The organism is Amycolatopsis sp. NPDC114478 (assembly GCF_055633805.1).
Window position 1 is genome coordinate 356,658 of sequence record NZ_JBVKDO010000004.1, and the last position, 14,563, is coordinate 371,220.

Sequence of the window (14,563 nt, forward strand, 5' to 3'; positions counted from 1 at the left end):
ACTTGGTGACCCACCACCGGCACCCCGTGTGGCGATGGCCATAACGATCCGTGACAAAAAGTACTAAAATAACGACACGGTGCGCCGGGAAGTCTGGTCGGCAACGGTGATCGACGACCCCTGGAGCCGCCCGTGTCCCGCCCGCTGACCGAGTTCGCCCGCTACCTGCGCACCGAGACGACCGGCGGTCTGATCCTGCTCGCCGCGACCGCCGTCGCCCTGCTCTGGGCCAACTCGCCGCTGCGCGACAGCTACCACGCCCTGCGCGACTTCCGGCTCGGCCCGGAGTTCCTGCACCTGAACCTGACACTCGGCGACTGGGCGAAGGACGGCCTCCTCGCGCTGTTCTTCTTCGTCGCCGGGCTCGAGCTCAAGCGCGAGCTCGTCGTCGGTGAGCTGTCGCGGTTCAAGCAGGCGATCCTGCCGGTCGTGGCCGCGGCCGGCGGCATGGTCGTGCCCGCGCTCGTCGCGCTGTCGGTCGGCTGGGGGACGCCGGGCATCGAGCGGGCCTGGGCGATCCCGGTCGCCACGGACATCGCGTTCGCGCTCGGCGTGCTCGCGCTGACCGCGTCGAACCTGCCCTCGAGCGCGCGGGTCTTCCTGCTGTCGCTGGCCGTGGTGGACGACCTCGGCGCCATCGTCGTCATCGCCCTCGTCTTCACGACCGGCTTCGACCTGGTCGCGGCGGCCGTGGCGGTGGCCGGGCTCGCGCTGTACGCCTTCCTGCAGCACCGCCGGATCCGGACGCCGTGGCTGTACGTGCCGCTCGCGCTGGTCGTCTGGGTCGCCGTGCACTCGGCGGGCATCCACGCGACGATCGCCGGGGTCGCGCTGGGCCTGCTCACCCGCGTCCGCGCCGACGAAGGCGAGGCCGAGGCGCCCGCGGTGCGGCTCGAGCACCGGCTCCAGCCCTGGTCGGCGGCCGTCGCCGTGCCGGTGTTCGCGTTGTTCGCGGCCGGGATCTCGGTCAGCGGCGACGCGCTCGGCGCGGTGTTCACGACGGCGTTGCCGCTCGCGGTGCTCGCCGGGCTGCTCGGCGGCAAGGTCGTCGGGATTCTCGGGGCCAGCACGCTCGCCGTGAAGCTGCGCCTGGCGGAGAAGCCGCGTGGCATGGGCTGGCGCGACATGGCCGCGTTGTCCGTGCTCGGCGGGGTCGGGTTCACGGTCAGCCTGCTGATCGCGGAGCTGGCGTTGCCGGAAGGCGCGAGCGAACTGGCCAAGGCGGCGGTGTTGATCGCGTCGGCGGCGGCGTCCCTGCTGGCGGCGGCACTGCTACTGCGCCGTAGCAAGGTGCACGCCCGAATCTCCGACACACTGTGACGCCGCCGCGCCCGGTTTACCGACACATGGCACGATGACCCGGTGAGCAGCCCCAAACACGAACGCACCGGCCCCGACGGCGTGGGGGCCGTGCCTTACCTCCCGCTGTCCTCCGACACCGACGTCCCCGGCGACCAGTCGATCGGCAGGCTCGTCGGCGACGCGACCCAGCACATCTCGACCCTGGTCCGGGCCGAGATGGAGCTCGCGAAGTCCGAGCTGGTCGGCGAGGTGAAGAAGGGCCTCAAGGGGGCCATCTACTTCCTGATCGCGCTGACGGTCCTGCTGTACAGCTCGTTCTTCTTCTTTTTCTTCCTGTCCGAAGGCCTCGCGGACTGGTTCCGGCCGCTGCACCGCTGGGGCGCGTTCGGCATCGTGTTCGTCCTGATGCTGCTGGTCGTGGCCGCGGCCGGGTTCCTGGGCTACCGCAAGGTGAAGAAGTTCAAGGCCCCCGAGCGGACGATCGCCAGCGTCAAGGAGACGGCCGCCGCGCTCAAGCCGCACAAGGCGCCCGACGCCGACCTGACGACCACGCGCGACTGAGTCGTTGCACCCGTCCCCCGACCCGTCGAGCGTCCGGCTCGACGGCCCGTGGGCGCACCGCGACGTGTCCGCGAACGGCATCCGGCTGCACGTCGCCGAGCTCGGCGAGGGGCCCGTCGTGGTGCTGCTGCACGGGTTCGCCGAGTTCTGGTGGACCTGGCACCACCAGCTGCGGGCGCTGGCCGACGCCGGGTTCCGCGCGGTCGCCGTCGACCTGCGCGGCTACGGCGACTCGGACAAGCCGCCCCGCGGCTACGACGCGTGGACGCTCGCCGGTGACGTCGGCGGCCTGATCAAGTCGCTCGGGGCGCGCCGCGCGCACCTCGTCGGGCACGCGTGGGGCGGCCTGCTCGCGTGGACGGTCGCGGCGCTGCACCCCCGGCTCGTGGCTTCGGTGACGGCGATCGGCGCCGCCCACCCCCTCGCGCTGCGCTCGTCGGTCCGCCCGTGGCGCGGCCAGGGCCGCGCGGCCGGGCACCTCTTCCGCTTCCAGGTGCCGATGGCGCCGGAGAAGTGGCTCGTGAAGGACGACGCCCAGGCCGTCGCGGACCTGTTCGGCGCCTGGGCCGGCAGCGGCTGGCGGTCCACTTCGGACTTCGACCGCAGCGTCGGGGCCTTCCGGCAGGCGATGCTCGTGCCCGGCGTCGCGCACAGCGCACTCGAGTACTACCGGTGGGCGTTCCGCGCCCAGTTCCGCGGTGAGGGCCGCCGGTTCACGGTCGCCCTGGGCGGGCGGATCGCGGCGCCGACCCTGCAGCTGCACGGCGCCGACGACACCTGCATCCTCCCCGAGACGGCGGCGGCGTCGGTGCGCTGGGCGGGCCCGCACGCCGAGCCGGAGCTCTGGCCGGGCGTCGGGCACTTCCCCCACCTCGAGGCACCGGACCGCACATCGGCGGCGCTAGTGGGCTTCCTCAAGTGAGATGGCGTTCTTCGCGTGCTCGGTCGGATTCTCCGTGGCCAGCGCCTGGTTGAGCGCGACGAAGGGCCGCATCCGCCGTTCGTAAACCGCGAAGGCGGTTTCGTGCTCCGCGCGGCCGAGTTCCTGCGCGAGGACGTACGCGCCGACGAGCGCGACCCGGCCGGCCGACCAGCGGTCCAAGTGGATCTGAGCCATCGCGTCGAAGTAGCAGACGTCCGCGGCGAGCCGCTTCTGCTCCGGGACGGCCATCCGCGGCAGCGGTTCCGAGCCGGCGCTGCTGGACGGTCTCGCGATGCGGTACGGGCGTTAGGCGGCGCAGGAGCCGGTGGAGACGTTCGCCGTCTGCGACGGTGCCGCGTCGACCTCGGCGCGCACCTGCTCGGCGGTCAGCGTGAAGCCGGTTTCGGGGTCCTCGACCGCCGCGCCGAACACGACGCCGATGACCCGGCCGTCCGGTGTCACCATCGGACCGCCCGAGTTGCCGCTGCGGATTTCCGCGCGGACCGTGAAGACGTCCCGCTGCACGGTGTTGGCGTCGTAGATGTCCGGGCCGCGCAGGTTGATCCGGCCGCGCACGCGGGCGGGCGTCGCGCGGTACGGGCCGTCGAGCGGGTAGCCGAGCACGATCGCGCTGTCGCCCGCCGTGGCTGTTTCGGTCGCGAACCGGAGGGGCTCGGCGCGCAGCCGGGGCACGGCGAGCACCGCGATGTCGACCTCCGGGTCGAAGTAGACGACGCGAGCCGGGAAGTCGCCCTGGGTGGTCTCGATGCCGACGGTGTCGGTACCGGCGACGACGTGCGCGTTCGTCATCACCCGCTGCGGCGCGATCACGAACCCGCTGCCTTCCAGCGACCGCGAGCACGAGCTGGCGCTGCCGCGGATCTTGACGACGCTGCCGTGCAGCTGCTGGACGGTCCCGCTGCTCTGCAGCGTCGGGTCCGGGGGCGAGGTGTCGGCCGTCGGGGCCTTCTGGAACGGGTCGACGATGGACGGGAAGCCGGACGCGTCGAGCAGCTTGCGCAGCTGGCTCGGGAAGCCCTGCGCGGCCTCCGGCATGGCGTCGTTGACCTTGCCGAGCACCACCGAGCCGTTGATCGCCTTGGCGAGCCCCGGCACGCCGGACACGGTCGTCAGCGGGGTCGCGATCAGCCACGCCACCACGAAGACGACGAGGGCCTGCACGACCGCGCCGAGCGTCTTGTCGATGCCGGACAGCTTGTCCGGGTTGATCTTCTGGCGGAGCCTGCGGCCGGCGTAGACGCCGACCGCCTCGCCGAAGGCGACCAGGAAGACGACGGTCGCGACCGCGAAGGCGACTTTCCAGACCGGGTCGTCGAAGAAGGCGACGACCACCGGCGCGAGCTTGATGCCGACGAGCGCGCCGAGCACGACGCCGACGAGCGACGGCAGCGCGACGATCACGCCCTGGTATGCGCCGGACACCGCCGCCAAGACGGCCAGCAGCAGGACCAGCACATCGACCCAGTTCACCGCGTCACCCTTCCGTCAACCGCGCCTGGTACGCGGCGAGCGCTTCGTCGAGGTCCCGGACGTCGCCCGAGTCCCATTCGCGCTCCCAGCCTCCCAGGCCGAGCAGGACGGACAGCAACCCGGCGGTGAAACCCCAGACGAACAGGCCCGACACCTCGAACGCCGGGCCCTTCCACGGCGCGCCGGCCTTCTGGACCATGAACCGGTTGGCCGGGTCGGCCAGGTCGGCGAGCGCGACGCGGGCGACGGACGCCGTCTCGCCGGGGTCCACGGCGTGCACCGGCGACGGGACGTCCCAGTGCGCCAGCACCGGCGTCACGGCGAACTTCGAGACCGGGACGAACAGCTCCGGCAGCACCGCGACCGGCCGGACGCCGGACGGGACGACCCCGGTCTCCTCCTCGGCCTCGCGCAGCGCGGTGCCGATCGGGCCGCCGTCGCCGTCTTCGGCGCCGCCGCCCGGGAAGGCGACCTGGCCCGCGTGCGAGCCCAGGGTGTCGGCGCGGCGCTGCAGCAGGACGTCGGGCTCGCCGTCGGCCTCGCGCTCGCCGAAGAGGATGAGCACCGCGGCGGCGCGCGTGTAGCTGTCCTCGGGCGGGCTGAACCGGGTGAACGTCTTCGAATCGACCTCGCCGCTGACCTTGACCAGCGGCCGGAGCCACTCGGGGACGGACTCCGGCTCGACCAGCGGTCCGATCATGAAGTCCCTCCCACTGCTGCACGCACCTGGTCAGTGTTCCCGAACGTGCGGGGATTCGCGATGAACCGCACCTCACCGGCGGCGGTGACCAGGTAGGACGCCGGCAGCGACGACGGCACCTTTAGGGCCGTGCGGACCGGCCCCGTCTGCCCTTCGCCGTCGAAGACCGACGGTAGGTGCACGCCCAGCTGGGCGAGCAGGTTCAAGCCGTCCTTCGCCGGACTCTGCACCTGGACGCCGAGCACGCGCACGGCACCCGGCTGCTTCGCGTACTCCTGGAGCACGGGCAGCTCGGTCCGGCACGGCTGGCACCACGACGCCCACACGTTGACCAGCACCGGAGCCCCGGCGAGGGCCTTGCCGACGTCGACGCTCGCGCCGTCGCCGAGGCAGTCCGCCGTGACGCCCTCGAGCTGCTTCACGGGCTGTGCGGAGCTCGGCGCCGGACACGCTTGGAGCGCCGCCGCGGACCTGGCCGGGGCCAGGTCTTCGGACGGCTTCGCGGCGCTGTCGCCACCGCCGCGGGGCAGCAGCGCGAGGATGAGCGCCACCGCCAGCACGGCGGCGGCCAGCGCCCATTTGGTGACGGTCGTCACCGGGGCGCCGCCAGCGCCAGGATGTGGTCCTTTTCGATGCCTTTGACCAGCTTCGCGGCTTCCTCGAACCCGGTCGGGCCGGTGCCGTAGGACGGGCAGTCCCTGGCCAGCGGGCAGGCGCCGCAGGCGGGCTTCTTGGCGTGGCAGACGCGCCGGCCGTGGAAGATCACCCGGTGCGAGAGCATGGTCCACTCCTTGCGGGGGATCAGCTCGCCGACCGCGTGCTCGACCTTGACCGGGTCCTCTTCGGCCGTCCAGCCCCAGCGGCGGACCAGCCGGCCGAAGTGGGTGTCGACGGTGATGCCCGGGACGTCGAAGGCGTTCCCGAGCACGACGTTCGCCGTCTTGCGGCCGACGCCGGGCAGCGTGACGAGGTCCTCGAGCTTGCCCGGCACCTCGCCGTCGAAGCGCTCGACCAGCGCCGCGCCCAGGCCCATGACGGAGTTCGCCTTGGCCCGGTAGAAGCCGGTGCTGCGGAGGTACTCCTCCAGCTCGGCGCGGTCGGCGCCCGCGTAGTCGGCGGCGGTCCGGTAGCGCTTGAACAGCGCGGGCGTGACGAGGTTCACGCGGACGTCGGTGGTCTGCGCGGACAGCACGACCGCGACCAGCAGTTCCAGTGGAGTGGTGAAGTCGAGCTCGCAGTGGGCGTCGGGATACACGTCGTCGAGGCAACGCTTCATCCGCCTGGCGCGTCTCACCAGAGCTAACCGGCTTTCACCAGCGCCCTCACGGGGGGCGTTCGTGGTGGCAGGTGGCACCCCGATAGCCTACGGGCGCCGTCGGGCGAGCCGGTCAGTGCACCGGTGGACGACCGACACGCCAGAGCACCACCTCGGCGCAGTTTTCCGGCCGCCATGAGCGAGGATCTGGAGTAGATGCTTTTCACTGAGTGTTTCGGGGTCCGGTCATGACCGTCTGGTTCGTCATCCTGGTCCCCCTGGTGATCATGTTCTTCGCGCTGTTCATGGAGCGCGTGGAGAGCCGGCTCAAGCACGTCGCGGTGCAGGAGAACGAGGTCGAAGAGTTCCTCGAGCAGGCGCAGCCCAACGAGGTCAGGGCGCTCTACGGGCACGGCATCGGCCGCGCGCTGGAGCTGTTCCGGCTGCGTAGGCTGGGCGGACGGGCAGCCAGGCTACGCGCGCGTCGCGTGCGGAGTTAGGCTCCACGTTCGAACGAGATCATCCGGCGGGCGCGCGCGTCCGACGGGCGATCTCGTGAGTACGCCCTAGACTGACGCGCAAGTGATCGGCGTCACGCTCTTCCACACACGGGAGGGCGTGAACGTTTCTCGACGAGGAGGCACCCGAGGTGGACGAAACCCTGGCCCGTGCGGGCATTTTCCAGGGTGTGGAGCCGGCAGCGGCGGAGGCGCTGGCCCAGACCTTGGAATCCGTGGAGTTCCCCCGCGGCCATGTCATCTTCAACGAGGGTGAGCCCGGCGACAAGCTGTACATCATCCAGTCCGGCAAGGTGAAGATCGGCCGCAAGTCGCCCGACGGCCGCGAGAACCTGCTGGGCATCTTCGGCCCGTCCGACATGTTCGGCGAGCTGTCCATCTTCGACCCCGGCCCCCGGACGTCGAGCGCGACCACGGTCACCGAGGTCCGCGCGGTCACCATGGACCGCCCGGCCCTGCGCCAGTGGATCTCGACCCGGCCGGAGATCGCCGAGCAGCTGCTGCGCGTGGTCGCGCGCCGCCTGCGCCGGACGAACAACATGGTCGCGGAACTGATCTTCACCGACGTCCCCGGCCGCGTGGCGCGGGCGCTGCTGCAGCTCGCGCAGCGGTTCGGCAGCCAGGAGGCGGGTCTGCTGCGGGTCACGCACGACCTGACGCAGGAAGAGATCGCCCAGTACGTGGGCGCGTCCCGCGAGACCGTCAACAAGGCGCTCGCCGACTTCGCGCACCGCGGCTGGCTGCGGCTCGAAGGCAAGAGCGTGCTCATCCTGGACCCGGAGCGCTTGGCTCGCCGGGCTCGCTGAGTTCTTACGCCAGAAGGCCCCCTCACCCTTCCGGGCGAGGGGGCCTTCTGCGTTGGTGACCCAAAACAAAGAGCCGGGCGCCACCCCCGACGTGGCGCACCGGCTCTTCGTTGTCGCGCGGACCATCCCCCGACGATCCGCGCTCCCCGCCCTCCGGGATCAGGCCCCGACCCAAGTGCCGGAGGGAGCTGGGTTCTGTGCTGTTGTTCAACCATCACGGCCCATACCCACGAATTCAAGGCCATTCACTCTCAAGGACGCCGTCCCGGTCGTTTCGTTGCACGAGTTCACGGAGAATATCGATAGCGTTACCCGATCGAGACTTGGTGACGCAGCTGACCGTAAAAAAACTGGTACTCACGTACCACTCTGCGGCATACTAGTACGCGTGTCCCACTCCGAAGGTCGTACGTCTCTGGCCGACTACCGCGGCGCGCTGACGACCCGCGCCGCCCGGTGGCCCGCCGTCGCGTCCGTGCTCGCGCGCCTGCCGATCGCCATGATCGGCATCTCGGCCCTGCTCTACGTCCAGCGCGAGACCGGCTCCTTCGCCGCCGCCGGGCTGGTCTCGGCCGGCTCGCTCGTCGGCGTCTCCGTGGGCGCGGTGATCCAGGGCAGGCTGATCGACCGGTTCGGCCCGACGCGGCCGCTGCTCGTCGTCGCGGCCCTGCTCGCGCTGTCCATGACCGCCCTGGTGACGGCCATCGAGTCGCACGCCCCGACGACGGTGCTGGTGGCGTTCGCCGCGGCGACCGGGCTGTCGGAGCCGATGGTCGGCTCGGCGTCCCGCGCCCTGTGGACGCGGCTGCTGCCCCCGGGCGGCGCGCGCAACGCGGCGTTCTCGTACGAGGCGATCAGCATGGAGGTGTTCTTCATCCTCGGTCCCGGCGTGGCCGGGCTGCTGGTGCTGGCCCCGTGGGCGGGCACCGGCCTGGTGCTGGGCGTCGCGGTGCAGTTCACCGGCGCGGTGCTGTTCGCGCTGAGCCCGGCGGTGCGCGCATGGGGTCCGTCCTCGGGTTCGTCCGGCTCGATGCTGGGTGCGCTGGCCAGCCGGGGTATGCGGACGCTGGCGCTGGCGGCGCTCGGGTTCGGCGTGGTGATCGGGTTCGTCGAGGTGGCGGTCCCGGCGTCGGCGACCGAAGCCGGGGCGCCTTCGTTCGGCGGGCTGCTGCTCTCGGCGTGGTCGCTCAGCTCGGTGGCGTTCGGCGTGGCGTACAGCCTGCGCCCGTGGCCGCGCCGGATGGGCCTGCGGCTGCCGGCGTTGCTCGGCGGCTTCGGGGCGCTGGTGGCGCTGCTCGCGTGGCCGTCGTCGCTGTGGGGGCTGGCGTTGATGATGTTGCTGGCGGGCGCGCTGATCACGCCCCAGTCGACGGCGCACTCGTCGGCGATCGAGCTGGTCGCGCCGTCCGGAACCGCGGCGGAGGCGTTCGGCTGGGTGCTGACGGCGGTGACGCTGGGGCTGGCCGCCGGGCAGTCGGTCAGCGGGTACGTCGTGGAGCACGCCGGCCCGTCGGCGGCGTTCTTGACGGCGAGCGTGGCCGGGTTGGTGCTCGCTCTGCTCGTTTGGTTGCTGCGGGGGACGGTCCGGGCACCTCAGCCGGCCGCCGCGGCTGCGGAGCTGGTCGGCGTCCGGTAAGCATTTCCGCAGGTCAGCTGCCATGCGCGGCGTTTTTGTCGGTGGTCGCCGCTAGCTTGCGGGAATGGACGTCACCGCGCCTGCCCACCGCCTCTCGGCGGCCGTTTCCGCCGCTTCGCGGCTGCTGCCTGCCCGCGCCGGGCTGCGGCTGCGGGCGGACGCGGCCGGGCTGACGGTCGCCGGCAACGACCCGGACCTCGCCGTCCGGTTCGACTGCCCGGCGACCGCCCACACGGACGGTTCGGTCGCCGTGCCCGCGGCACCGCTGGCCGAGACGTTGAAGATGCTCGACTCCGAGTTGGTGCGCTTGGTCGTCGAAGGCAGCCGCTTGGCCCTGCGGGTCGAAAACGCGCGTTTCGCATTGCCGCTGCTGTCCACCGAGGCCGGGCCGCCGGTCCTCGAGCTGTCCCGAGTGTCCGAAGTGGACGGTGCGGCGTTCGCGTCGGCGCTGCGGATCGTCGCGGGAACGGCGTCGAAGGACGACCCGCTCCCGCTGTTCACCGGCGTCCGGCTGCAGGCGGACGACCGGCTGACGCTGACAGCATCGGATCGCTACCGGATGGCGGTGGCCCGGCTGCCGCTGCTTTTCCCGGGATCGTTGGACGTCCTGGTCCCGGCAACACTGCTGACCGAGGCGGCACGCCAGGCGAAGGGCACGGTCGGCCTGCACGCGGGGCCGGGCCGGTTCGGACTGAGCTGGCCGGGCGGCCTGGTGGGAACGGCGGTCCTCGACGCGGGGTTCCTGTCGGAGGACTCGATCCCGTCCTCCGCGGTCGACACGAGGGTGTCTTTGAGTGCGGACGCCTTGGCGGCGGCGGTCCGCAGGGTCGGGGTGTACGCGGAGGACCGGCGAGTGCTGACATTGGAGGTCGGCGATACGCAGGTCCGTTTGGCGAGCGCCCGCCAGGACGCGGGCGAGGCGGAGGAGACGCTGAAGGCCGAGGTCAGCGGTGGCCGGACGTCGCCGTCGTTCCAGGCCAGGTACCTGCTCGACGCGTTGCAGGCGTTCGCGGGCGACCGGGTGGAGTTGTCGATCCAGCCGGGGATGCGGGCGTGCGTCCTGAGGTCGGCGGAGCCCGGGGAGGTGGAGCTGACGTACTACCTCATGCCGATGCTGCCCCGGTAGCGAGGCGGCTCGCAGCCCGGTGCGCTCAGCTCGCCGAAGCTGCCTTGACCGCGGCCTCGACTTCGGCGAAGGACGGGTTGACCATCGCGGTCGACCCGACGATCACGGTCGGCACGGTCTCGTTGCCGTTCGCGACCTCTCGCACGCGCGCGGCGGCGGCCGGGTCTTCCCAGATGTTGATCTTCCGGATGTTGAAGCCGCTGCGCGACATCGGGCGGTCCAGCGCCGCGCAGAACCCGCACCCCGGGCGCCAGTAGAACTCGACCTCGACGTTGCTCATCCCTGCTCCTCCGACCGCAAGTAGTCCAATTGCGCTTGCACGCTCAGCTCGGCCGGCGCCCACAGCGCCCGGTCGACGTCGGCGTACACGACCTCGACGACCTGGCGCGGGGTGGCGTCCGCCCCCAGCGTCTTCAATGCCGAACGCACCTGGTCCAGCCGCTGTTCCCGGTGGGCGAGGTACTCGCCGGCGGTCGCGGCCAGATCGGGGAGCTCCGGACCGTGCCCGGGCAGCCCCAGCGTGCCCGCCGGCAGCTCGATCAGCTTCCGCAGCGAGCGCAGGTAGTCGCCGAGGTCGTGCAGCACGGTCGTGCCGCGGCCGAGGATCGTGTCGCCGGTCAGCACCTGGCCGTCGAGCACCAGCGACACCGAGTCGTCCGTGTGCCCCGGCGTGTGCAGGACCCGGAGGGAAAGGCCGCCCGCCGAGATCACCTCACCGTCCACAAAGGACGAAGCGCCGAGGCACAGCGACGGGTCGAACGCCCGCACCGGCGCGCCGACGCGCTCGGCGAACCACGGCGCGCCCTCGGCGTGGTCCGGGTGGAAGTGGGTCAGCAGGACGAGCTCCACCGAGCCGACCGCGGCGAGCAGTTCGAGGTGCTCCAGATCGCGGTAGCCCGGATCGACGACCACGGCCGGGCTCGACGGCGTCGCCCGCAGCACCCAGCTGTTGGTGCCTTCGAGCGTCATCGACGACGGGTTGTTCTCCAGCAGCACCGACGCCGTCTCGGACACCTGGCGCAGCACGCCGTACGCGGGGGCGCTCATCGCTTCTCCAGCACGACGCGGACGTGGTCGTTCTCCCGGATGAGCGTCGGCGCGATGCGGACGATCTCGCGCTGCTCGTTCAGGATGTCGTCGGCGGTCGCGAACTTCGCCAGCTCGCTCAGCGTCAGCCAGGTCGGCGGCATCAGCATCCGGCGGCCTTCGCGCGCGTCGGCGATCGCGTCCTCCGGGCGCTGCCAGCCGGAGCTCGACGCCTCCGACGTCGCGCCGTCGGCTTGCTGCCCGTCCGGCAGCTTCGCGACGTAGAAGCGGGTGTCGTACCGGCGGGGCTCCTCCTCGGGCGTGATCCAGTGCGCCCACGGGCGCAGCAGGTCGGCTCGCAGGGTCAGGCCCGCGTCGGCGAGGAAGGCCGCCAGCGACACCTCCCGCGTCTCCAGGGCCTGGCGGGCGGCCGCGTACGGCGTGACGTCGGTGAGGACGGCGTCCGCGCTGCCCGCGAGCAGCACGCCGGACTCCTCGAACGTCTCGCGCACCGCCGCGCAGGTCAGCGCCCGCGCGAGCGCGTCGTCGCAGCTGAACCGCGCGGCCCACCACGACGGCTCGGGGCCGGCCCACGCCACCGACGCGTCGGCGTCGCGCTTGTCGACCCCGCCACCGGGGAAGACGGTCATCCCGCCCGCGAACGGCATGCCCCTGACCCGGTGCTGCAGGAAGATCTCGACGCCGTCGGCGCCGTCCCGGACCAGGATCACGGTGGCCGCGTCCTTCGGCGTGGCCGGCGGGCCGTCTGCATTGGCCCGCGTGGCGACGCCGGCTCCCACCGGGATGTCGAAGACGAACTCCGTTGGCTGCTCCACCCGGGAAACATACCTCCGGACCCCGACGCCCCGTCGCGCAGTTGTGGCACGCCGGACACGACAAAGGCGGAGCCTTCACGGGAAAGCTCCGCCTTTGCCGAAGATCGACCTAGGGGGCGGTCCAGCCGCGCTGGTCGCCGCCGGAGCGGGAAGCGCCGTTGAGCCGCATCTTTGCCGCTTCGGCCCGCTCGCGCTCGGCCAGCTCGGCGTGCAGCTCGCGCAGCAACGCCCGGTCTCGCTCGCTCAGGCTCGGGTCGTCCAGGTCCAGCGCGGGCAGCTCGACGACCTCGTGCATCGACGGCTTGCCCGCGGCGATCTCGCGGCCCTTCTCCGGGTCCTCGGCCAGCGCCTGCCGCAGCTGCGCGACCTCGGCCGGCGTCAGGTCGGCGGTGCGCTCCGCCCGCGTCTCGGTCCGGTCGGACGACCGGTCCACCCGCGACGGGCGGGGCGGCTCCGGGGCGGGCGGCGGCGACACGATCGGCACCACCGGGGCCACCGGCTCCGGCGGAGTCGTCGTCGCGGTGCTCGACCGGATGCTGTGCCGGCTGCCCGACGACTCCGCGACCGGCTCGGCCTTCACCACGGCCGGCGGCTTGACCGGCTCGGACGGCCGGTACGCCGAGGCGGACGACGTCGTGTTCCCGGTCACCCACGCCGGTGACGCGGCCGCCGCGGCGGCCTGGTGGTACTCGGAGTGCGCGACGCCGGGGCCGCTGACCTCGACGACGGAGTGGATCCCGGCCCGGCGCAACGCCGTGTCGACGCGGAACGCGACGGCCGGCGGGTTGCCCTCCGGCCCCAGCTCCACGAGCACCACGCGCTGCGGCAGCGCGCCCGGCACGCTGCCGGCCGGCGTGTTGCGCCACACCGCGTGCACCGACCGGACGTCCGGCAGCACCTGCAGCGTCCGGTCGAGCGCCTCGGCGATGCCGAACTCCGGGGAGTTCTCGCCGGTGAACCGGTGCGTGCTGACCGGCTCGGCCTCGTCGACCAGCAGGTCGTTCGCCAACGTCGCGTCCGACCGGCTCATCTCGAGGACGAGCGCGAGCTCGCGCTGCTCGGCGGAGCTGACCGGGATCCGGCCCGCGATGAGCGTGCCGGTGGTCAGCTCGACCGCCTCGTCGATGTGGGCCCGGGCAATCAGCTCACGCGCTTCGGTGAGCGCGCTGTCGTCGATCCGGCCCGCCAGGGCCAGCAACAGGTTGTGCAGGCGCAGGGGCACCGAGAACCCGTCCATGGGCGGGCCGTCGTGGACCTCCACCATTGCCTTGCTCCCTCCCAGCTCGCTGGCGGGCGAGCGTTATGCGGCTACTAGCCGGTTCCCCGTCACCGCGCCCACGCAGACCAGTTCCGAATCGGCCAGCGCGGCCCGGTGGTACTCCGGCAGGTCGAAGCGCGACGGGATGACCTCGACGCTGGGCTCTTCGTCGCCCAGGACGCGCAGCACCCGCTGCAGCTCGCCGGTCAACCTCGGCAGACCGTTCAGCGCGGTGATCAGCAGGACGCGCTTGGCCGTGCCCTGCCCGACCACACCGACGTGTCGCCAGCTCTGCCGCACTTCCCCCACGTCCGGGCGCCCTCGCAACGTTGCGTGGATCAACACGGACACGGAGTCGACCGAGTTAACCCATTCGGGCGCACTCGCCGTGAATGTGTACCGGTTCTCGGCAACGTCGTCTACCCCCAGCGTCGAACTGACCTGGTGCCAGTCGGCGCCGTGCGGGATGAGACCGGCCACGAGCAGGCGGTACTCCGTCTGGTCGAGGTCAATCCTGTGCTTAAGCAAAGACCTCGGCAGGGTCCGGGCGAGCGTGCCCATGGCGCCCTCGCCGAGCCAGTCGCGGAACCGCCACAGCAGCTGGTCGGGCAGCCGCCCGGCCAGCCGGAGCAGCAGCTCGTGGGTGGACTGCTCGATGTCCGGGTCCATCACTGCACCTCCACGATCAGTTCGACCTCCACCGGCGACCCGATGGGCAGCTCCGCCACGCCGACGGCCGAGCGGGCGTGGATGCCCGCGTCGCCGAAGACCGCGCCGAGCAGCTCGGACGCGCCGTTGACGACCGCCGGCTGGCCGGTGAAGCCCTCCGCGGAAGCCACGAAGCCGACAACCTTGACGATCCGCGTGACGTTGTCAATGCCCACCAAGGCGTGCACGGCCGCGAGCGCGTTGAGCGCCGACGTGCGGGCGTGGCCCTTCGCCTCTTCGGGGCTGATCTCCGCGCCGACCTTGCCGGTCGCGGCGAGCACGCCGTCGACGAAGGGCAGCTGGCCGGAGGTGTAGACGTGGTTGCCGCTCTGGACGGCGGGCACGTAGGCGGCCAGCGGGGCCGCCACGCCGGGCAGCTCGATGCCGAGCTCCTTCAGCCGTTCGCTCCAGCTCACGC

The 14,563-nt window shown here is 72.0% G+C and carries 18 protein-coding genes; 7 read left to right on the forward strand and 11 right to left on the reverse strand.

Translation table 11 applies throughout. The features are described from left to right. The first annotated feature begins 132 nt into the window (after nt 1-132). From nhaA to ACZ7OH_RS14370, 3 genes are read left to right on the forward strand one after another with little or no spacing between them, the layout of a single operon-like run. Nucleotides 133-1,320: a Na+/H+ antiporter NhaA gene (gene nhaA, locus ACZ7OH_RS14360; RefSeq protein WP_470281207.1), complete on the forward strand. Its 1,188-nt coding sequence runs from the start codon at nt 133-135 to the stop codon at nt 1,318-1,320. A 42-nt stretch (nt 1,321-1,362) separates the two neighbouring features. Continuing rightward, nucleotides 1,363-1,863 (forward strand): phage holin family protein, encoded by a 501-nt coding sequence (locus ACZ7OH_RS14365; RefSeq protein ID WP_400896390.1) that lies wholly within the window; start codon nt 1,363-1,365, stop codon nt 1,861-1,863. Between the two features lie 4 nt (nt 1,864-1,867). Beyond that, nucleotides 1,868-2,785 (forward strand): alpha/beta fold hydrolase, encoded by a 918-nt coding sequence (locus ACZ7OH_RS14370; protein ID WP_470281208.1) that lies wholly within the window; start codon nt 1,868-1,870, stop codon nt 2,783-2,785. On the opposite strand, the gene ACZ7OH_RS14375 is transcribed toward ACZ7OH_RS14370, so the two are convergent. Genes ACZ7OH_RS14375 through nth form a run of 5 tightly spaced genes read right to left on the reverse strand, consistent with a single transcriptional unit; the run spans nt 2,765 to nt 6,252 of the window. Then, nucleotides 2,765-3,034, reverse strand: a complete 270-nt coding sequence (locus tag ACZ7OH_RS14375) for a hypothetical protein (protein ID WP_470281209.1) — start codon at nt 3,032-3,034, stop codon at nt 2,765-2,767. The genes ACZ7OH_RS14370 and ACZ7OH_RS14375 overlap by 21 nt on opposite strands. A 57-nt stretch (nt 3,035-3,091) precedes the next feature. Further along, nucleotides 3,092-4,276, reverse strand: coding sequence for a MarP family serine protease (locus tag ACZ7OH_RS14380; RefSeq protein WP_470281210.1), 1,185 nt, complete (start codon nt 4,274-4,276; stop codon nt 3,092-3,094). Between the two features lie 4 nt (nt 4,277-4,280). Then, entirely contained in the window at nt 4,281-4,976 is a 696-nt protein-coding gene (locus ACZ7OH_RS14385; RefSeq protein WP_400896398.1) for an NUDIX hydrolase, read from the reverse strand. Continuing rightward, complete coding sequence (locus ACZ7OH_RS14390; protein WP_470281211.1) at nt 4,973-5,572, reverse strand: TlpA family protein disulfide reductase; 600 nt, start codon at nt 5,570-5,572, stop codon at nt 4,973-4,975. Before ACZ7OH_RS14390 ends, ACZ7OH_RS14385 begins: the two co-directional genes overlap by 4 nt. Further along, nucleotides 5,569-6,252: an endonuclease III gene (gene nth, locus ACZ7OH_RS14395; protein ID WP_470281451.1), complete on the reverse strand. Its 684-nt coding sequence runs from the start codon at nt 6,250-6,252 to the stop codon at nt 5,569-5,571. The genes ACZ7OH_RS14390 and nth overlap by 4 nt, the downstream gene beginning before the upstream one ends. Before the next feature lie 227 nt (nt 6,253-6,479). On the opposite strand from nth, the gene ACZ7OH_RS14400 reads away from it, so the two are divergent. From ACZ7OH_RS14400 to ACZ7OH_RS14415, 4 genes are all read left to right on the forward strand, one after another. Continuing rightward, complete coding sequence (locus ACZ7OH_RS14400; RefSeq protein ID WP_013230551.1) at nt 6,480-6,731, forward strand: hypothetical protein; 252 nt, start codon at nt 6,480-6,482, stop codon at nt 6,729-6,731. A 149-nt stretch (nt 6,732-6,880) separates the two neighbouring features. Then, nucleotides 6,881-7,555 carry a Crp/Fnr family transcriptional regulator gene (locus ACZ7OH_RS14405; RefSeq protein WP_003081747.1) on the forward strand — a complete coding sequence of 225 codons (675 nt, stop codon included), beginning with the start codon at nt 6,881-6,883 and terminating at the stop codon, nt 7,553-7,555. A gap of 388 nt (nt 7,556-7,943) precedes the next feature. Next, complete coding sequence (locus ACZ7OH_RS14410; RefSeq protein ID WP_470281212.1) at nt 7,944-9,191, forward strand: MFS transporter; 1,248 nt, start codon at nt 7,944-7,946, stop codon at nt 9,189-9,191. A gap of 64 nt (nt 9,192-9,255) precedes the next feature. Next, nucleotides 9,256-10,317 carry a DNA polymerase III subunit beta gene (locus ACZ7OH_RS14415; protein ID WP_470281213.1) on the forward strand — a complete coding sequence of 354 codons (1,062 nt, stop codon included), beginning with the start codon at nt 9,256-9,258 and terminating at the stop codon, nt 10,315-10,317. Between the two features lie 25 nt (nt 10,318-10,342). Here the strand turns inward: ACZ7OH_RS14415 and ACZ7OH_RS14420 are convergent, their stop codons facing one another. From ACZ7OH_RS14420 to ACZ7OH_RS14445, 6 genes are all read right to left on the reverse strand, one after another. Next, nucleotides 10,343-10,597, reverse strand: a complete 255-nt coding sequence (locus ACZ7OH_RS14420; protein WP_400896406.1) for a glutaredoxin domain-containing protein — start codon at nt 10,595-10,597, stop codon at nt 10,343-10,345. Then, on the reverse strand, nt 10,594-11,364 hold the full coding sequence (locus ACZ7OH_RS14425; protein ID WP_470281214.1) for an MBL fold metallo-hydrolase: 771 nt from the start codon (nt 11,362-11,364) through the stop codon (nt 10,594-10,596). Before ACZ7OH_RS14425 ends, ACZ7OH_RS14420 begins: the two co-directional genes overlap by 4 nt. Beyond that, nucleotides 11,361-12,179, reverse strand: coding sequence for an NUDIX hydrolase (locus tag ACZ7OH_RS14430; RefSeq protein WP_470281215.1), 819 nt, complete (start codon nt 12,177-12,179; stop codon nt 11,361-11,363). The genes ACZ7OH_RS14425 and ACZ7OH_RS14430 overlap by 4 nt, the downstream gene beginning before the upstream one ends. A gap of 109 nt (nt 12,180-12,288) precedes the next feature. Next, nucleotides 12,289-13,443 (reverse strand): hypothetical protein, encoded by a 1,155-nt coding sequence (locus ACZ7OH_RS14435; protein ID WP_470281216.1) that lies wholly within the window; start codon nt 13,441-13,443, stop codon nt 12,289-12,291. A 36-nt stretch (nt 13,444-13,479) separates the two neighbouring features. After that, on the reverse strand, nt 13,480-14,106 hold the full coding sequence (locus ACZ7OH_RS14440; RefSeq protein WP_400896414.1) for a hypothetical protein: 627 nt from the start codon (nt 14,104-14,106) through the stop codon (nt 13,480-13,482). Then, a complete protein-coding gene (locus ACZ7OH_RS14445; RefSeq protein ID WP_470281217.1) occupies nt 14,106-14,561 on the reverse strand; it encodes a RidA family protein in 456 nt (151 codons plus the stop codon). The genes ACZ7OH_RS14440 and ACZ7OH_RS14445 overlap by 1 nt, the downstream gene beginning before the upstream one ends. Between the last annotated feature and the right edge of the window lie 2 nt (nt 14,562-14,563).

What these genes read in the sequence shown, in the direction of transcription:
- ACZ7OH_RS14400 (WP_013230551.1), top strand. Translation starts at nt 6,480, where the DNA reads ATGACCGTCTGGTTCGTCATCCTGGTCCCCCTGGTGATCATGTTCTTC.
- ACZ7OH_RS14415 (WP_470281213.1), top strand. Translation starts at nt 9,256, where the DNA reads ATGGACGTCACCGCGCCTGCCCACCGCCTCTCGGCGGCCGTTTCCGCC.
- ACZ7OH_RS14435 (WP_470281216.1), bottom strand. Translation starts at nt 13,443, where the DNA reads ATGGTGGAGGTCCACGACGGCCCGCCCATGGACGGGTTCTCGGTGCCC.
- nth (WP_470281451.1), bottom strand. Translation starts at nt 6,252, where the DNA reads ATGAAGCGTTGCCTCGACGACGTGTATCCCGACGCCCACTGCGAGCTC.
- ACZ7OH_RS14420 (WP_400896406.1), bottom strand. Translation starts at nt 10,597, where the DNA reads ATGAGCAACGTCGAGGTCGAGTTCTACTGGCGCCCGGGGTGCGGGTTC.
- ACZ7OH_RS14375 (WP_470281209.1), bottom strand. Translation starts at nt 3,034, where the DNA reads ATGGCCGTCCCGGAGCAGAAGCGGCTCGCCGCGGACGTCTGCTACTTC.
- ACZ7OH_RS14440 (WP_400896414.1), bottom strand. Translation starts at nt 14,106, where the DNA reads ATGGACCCGGACATCGAGCAGTCCACCCACGAGCTGCTGCTCCGGCTG.
- ACZ7OH_RS14385 (WP_400896398.1), bottom strand. Translation starts at nt 4,976, where the DNA reads ATGATCGGACCGCTGGTCGAGCCGGAGTCCGTCCCCGAGTGGCTCCGG.
- ACZ7OH_RS14425 (WP_470281214.1), bottom strand. Translation starts at nt 11,364, where the DNA reads ATGAGCGCCCCCGCGTACGGCGTGCTGCGCCAGGTGTCCGAGACGGCG.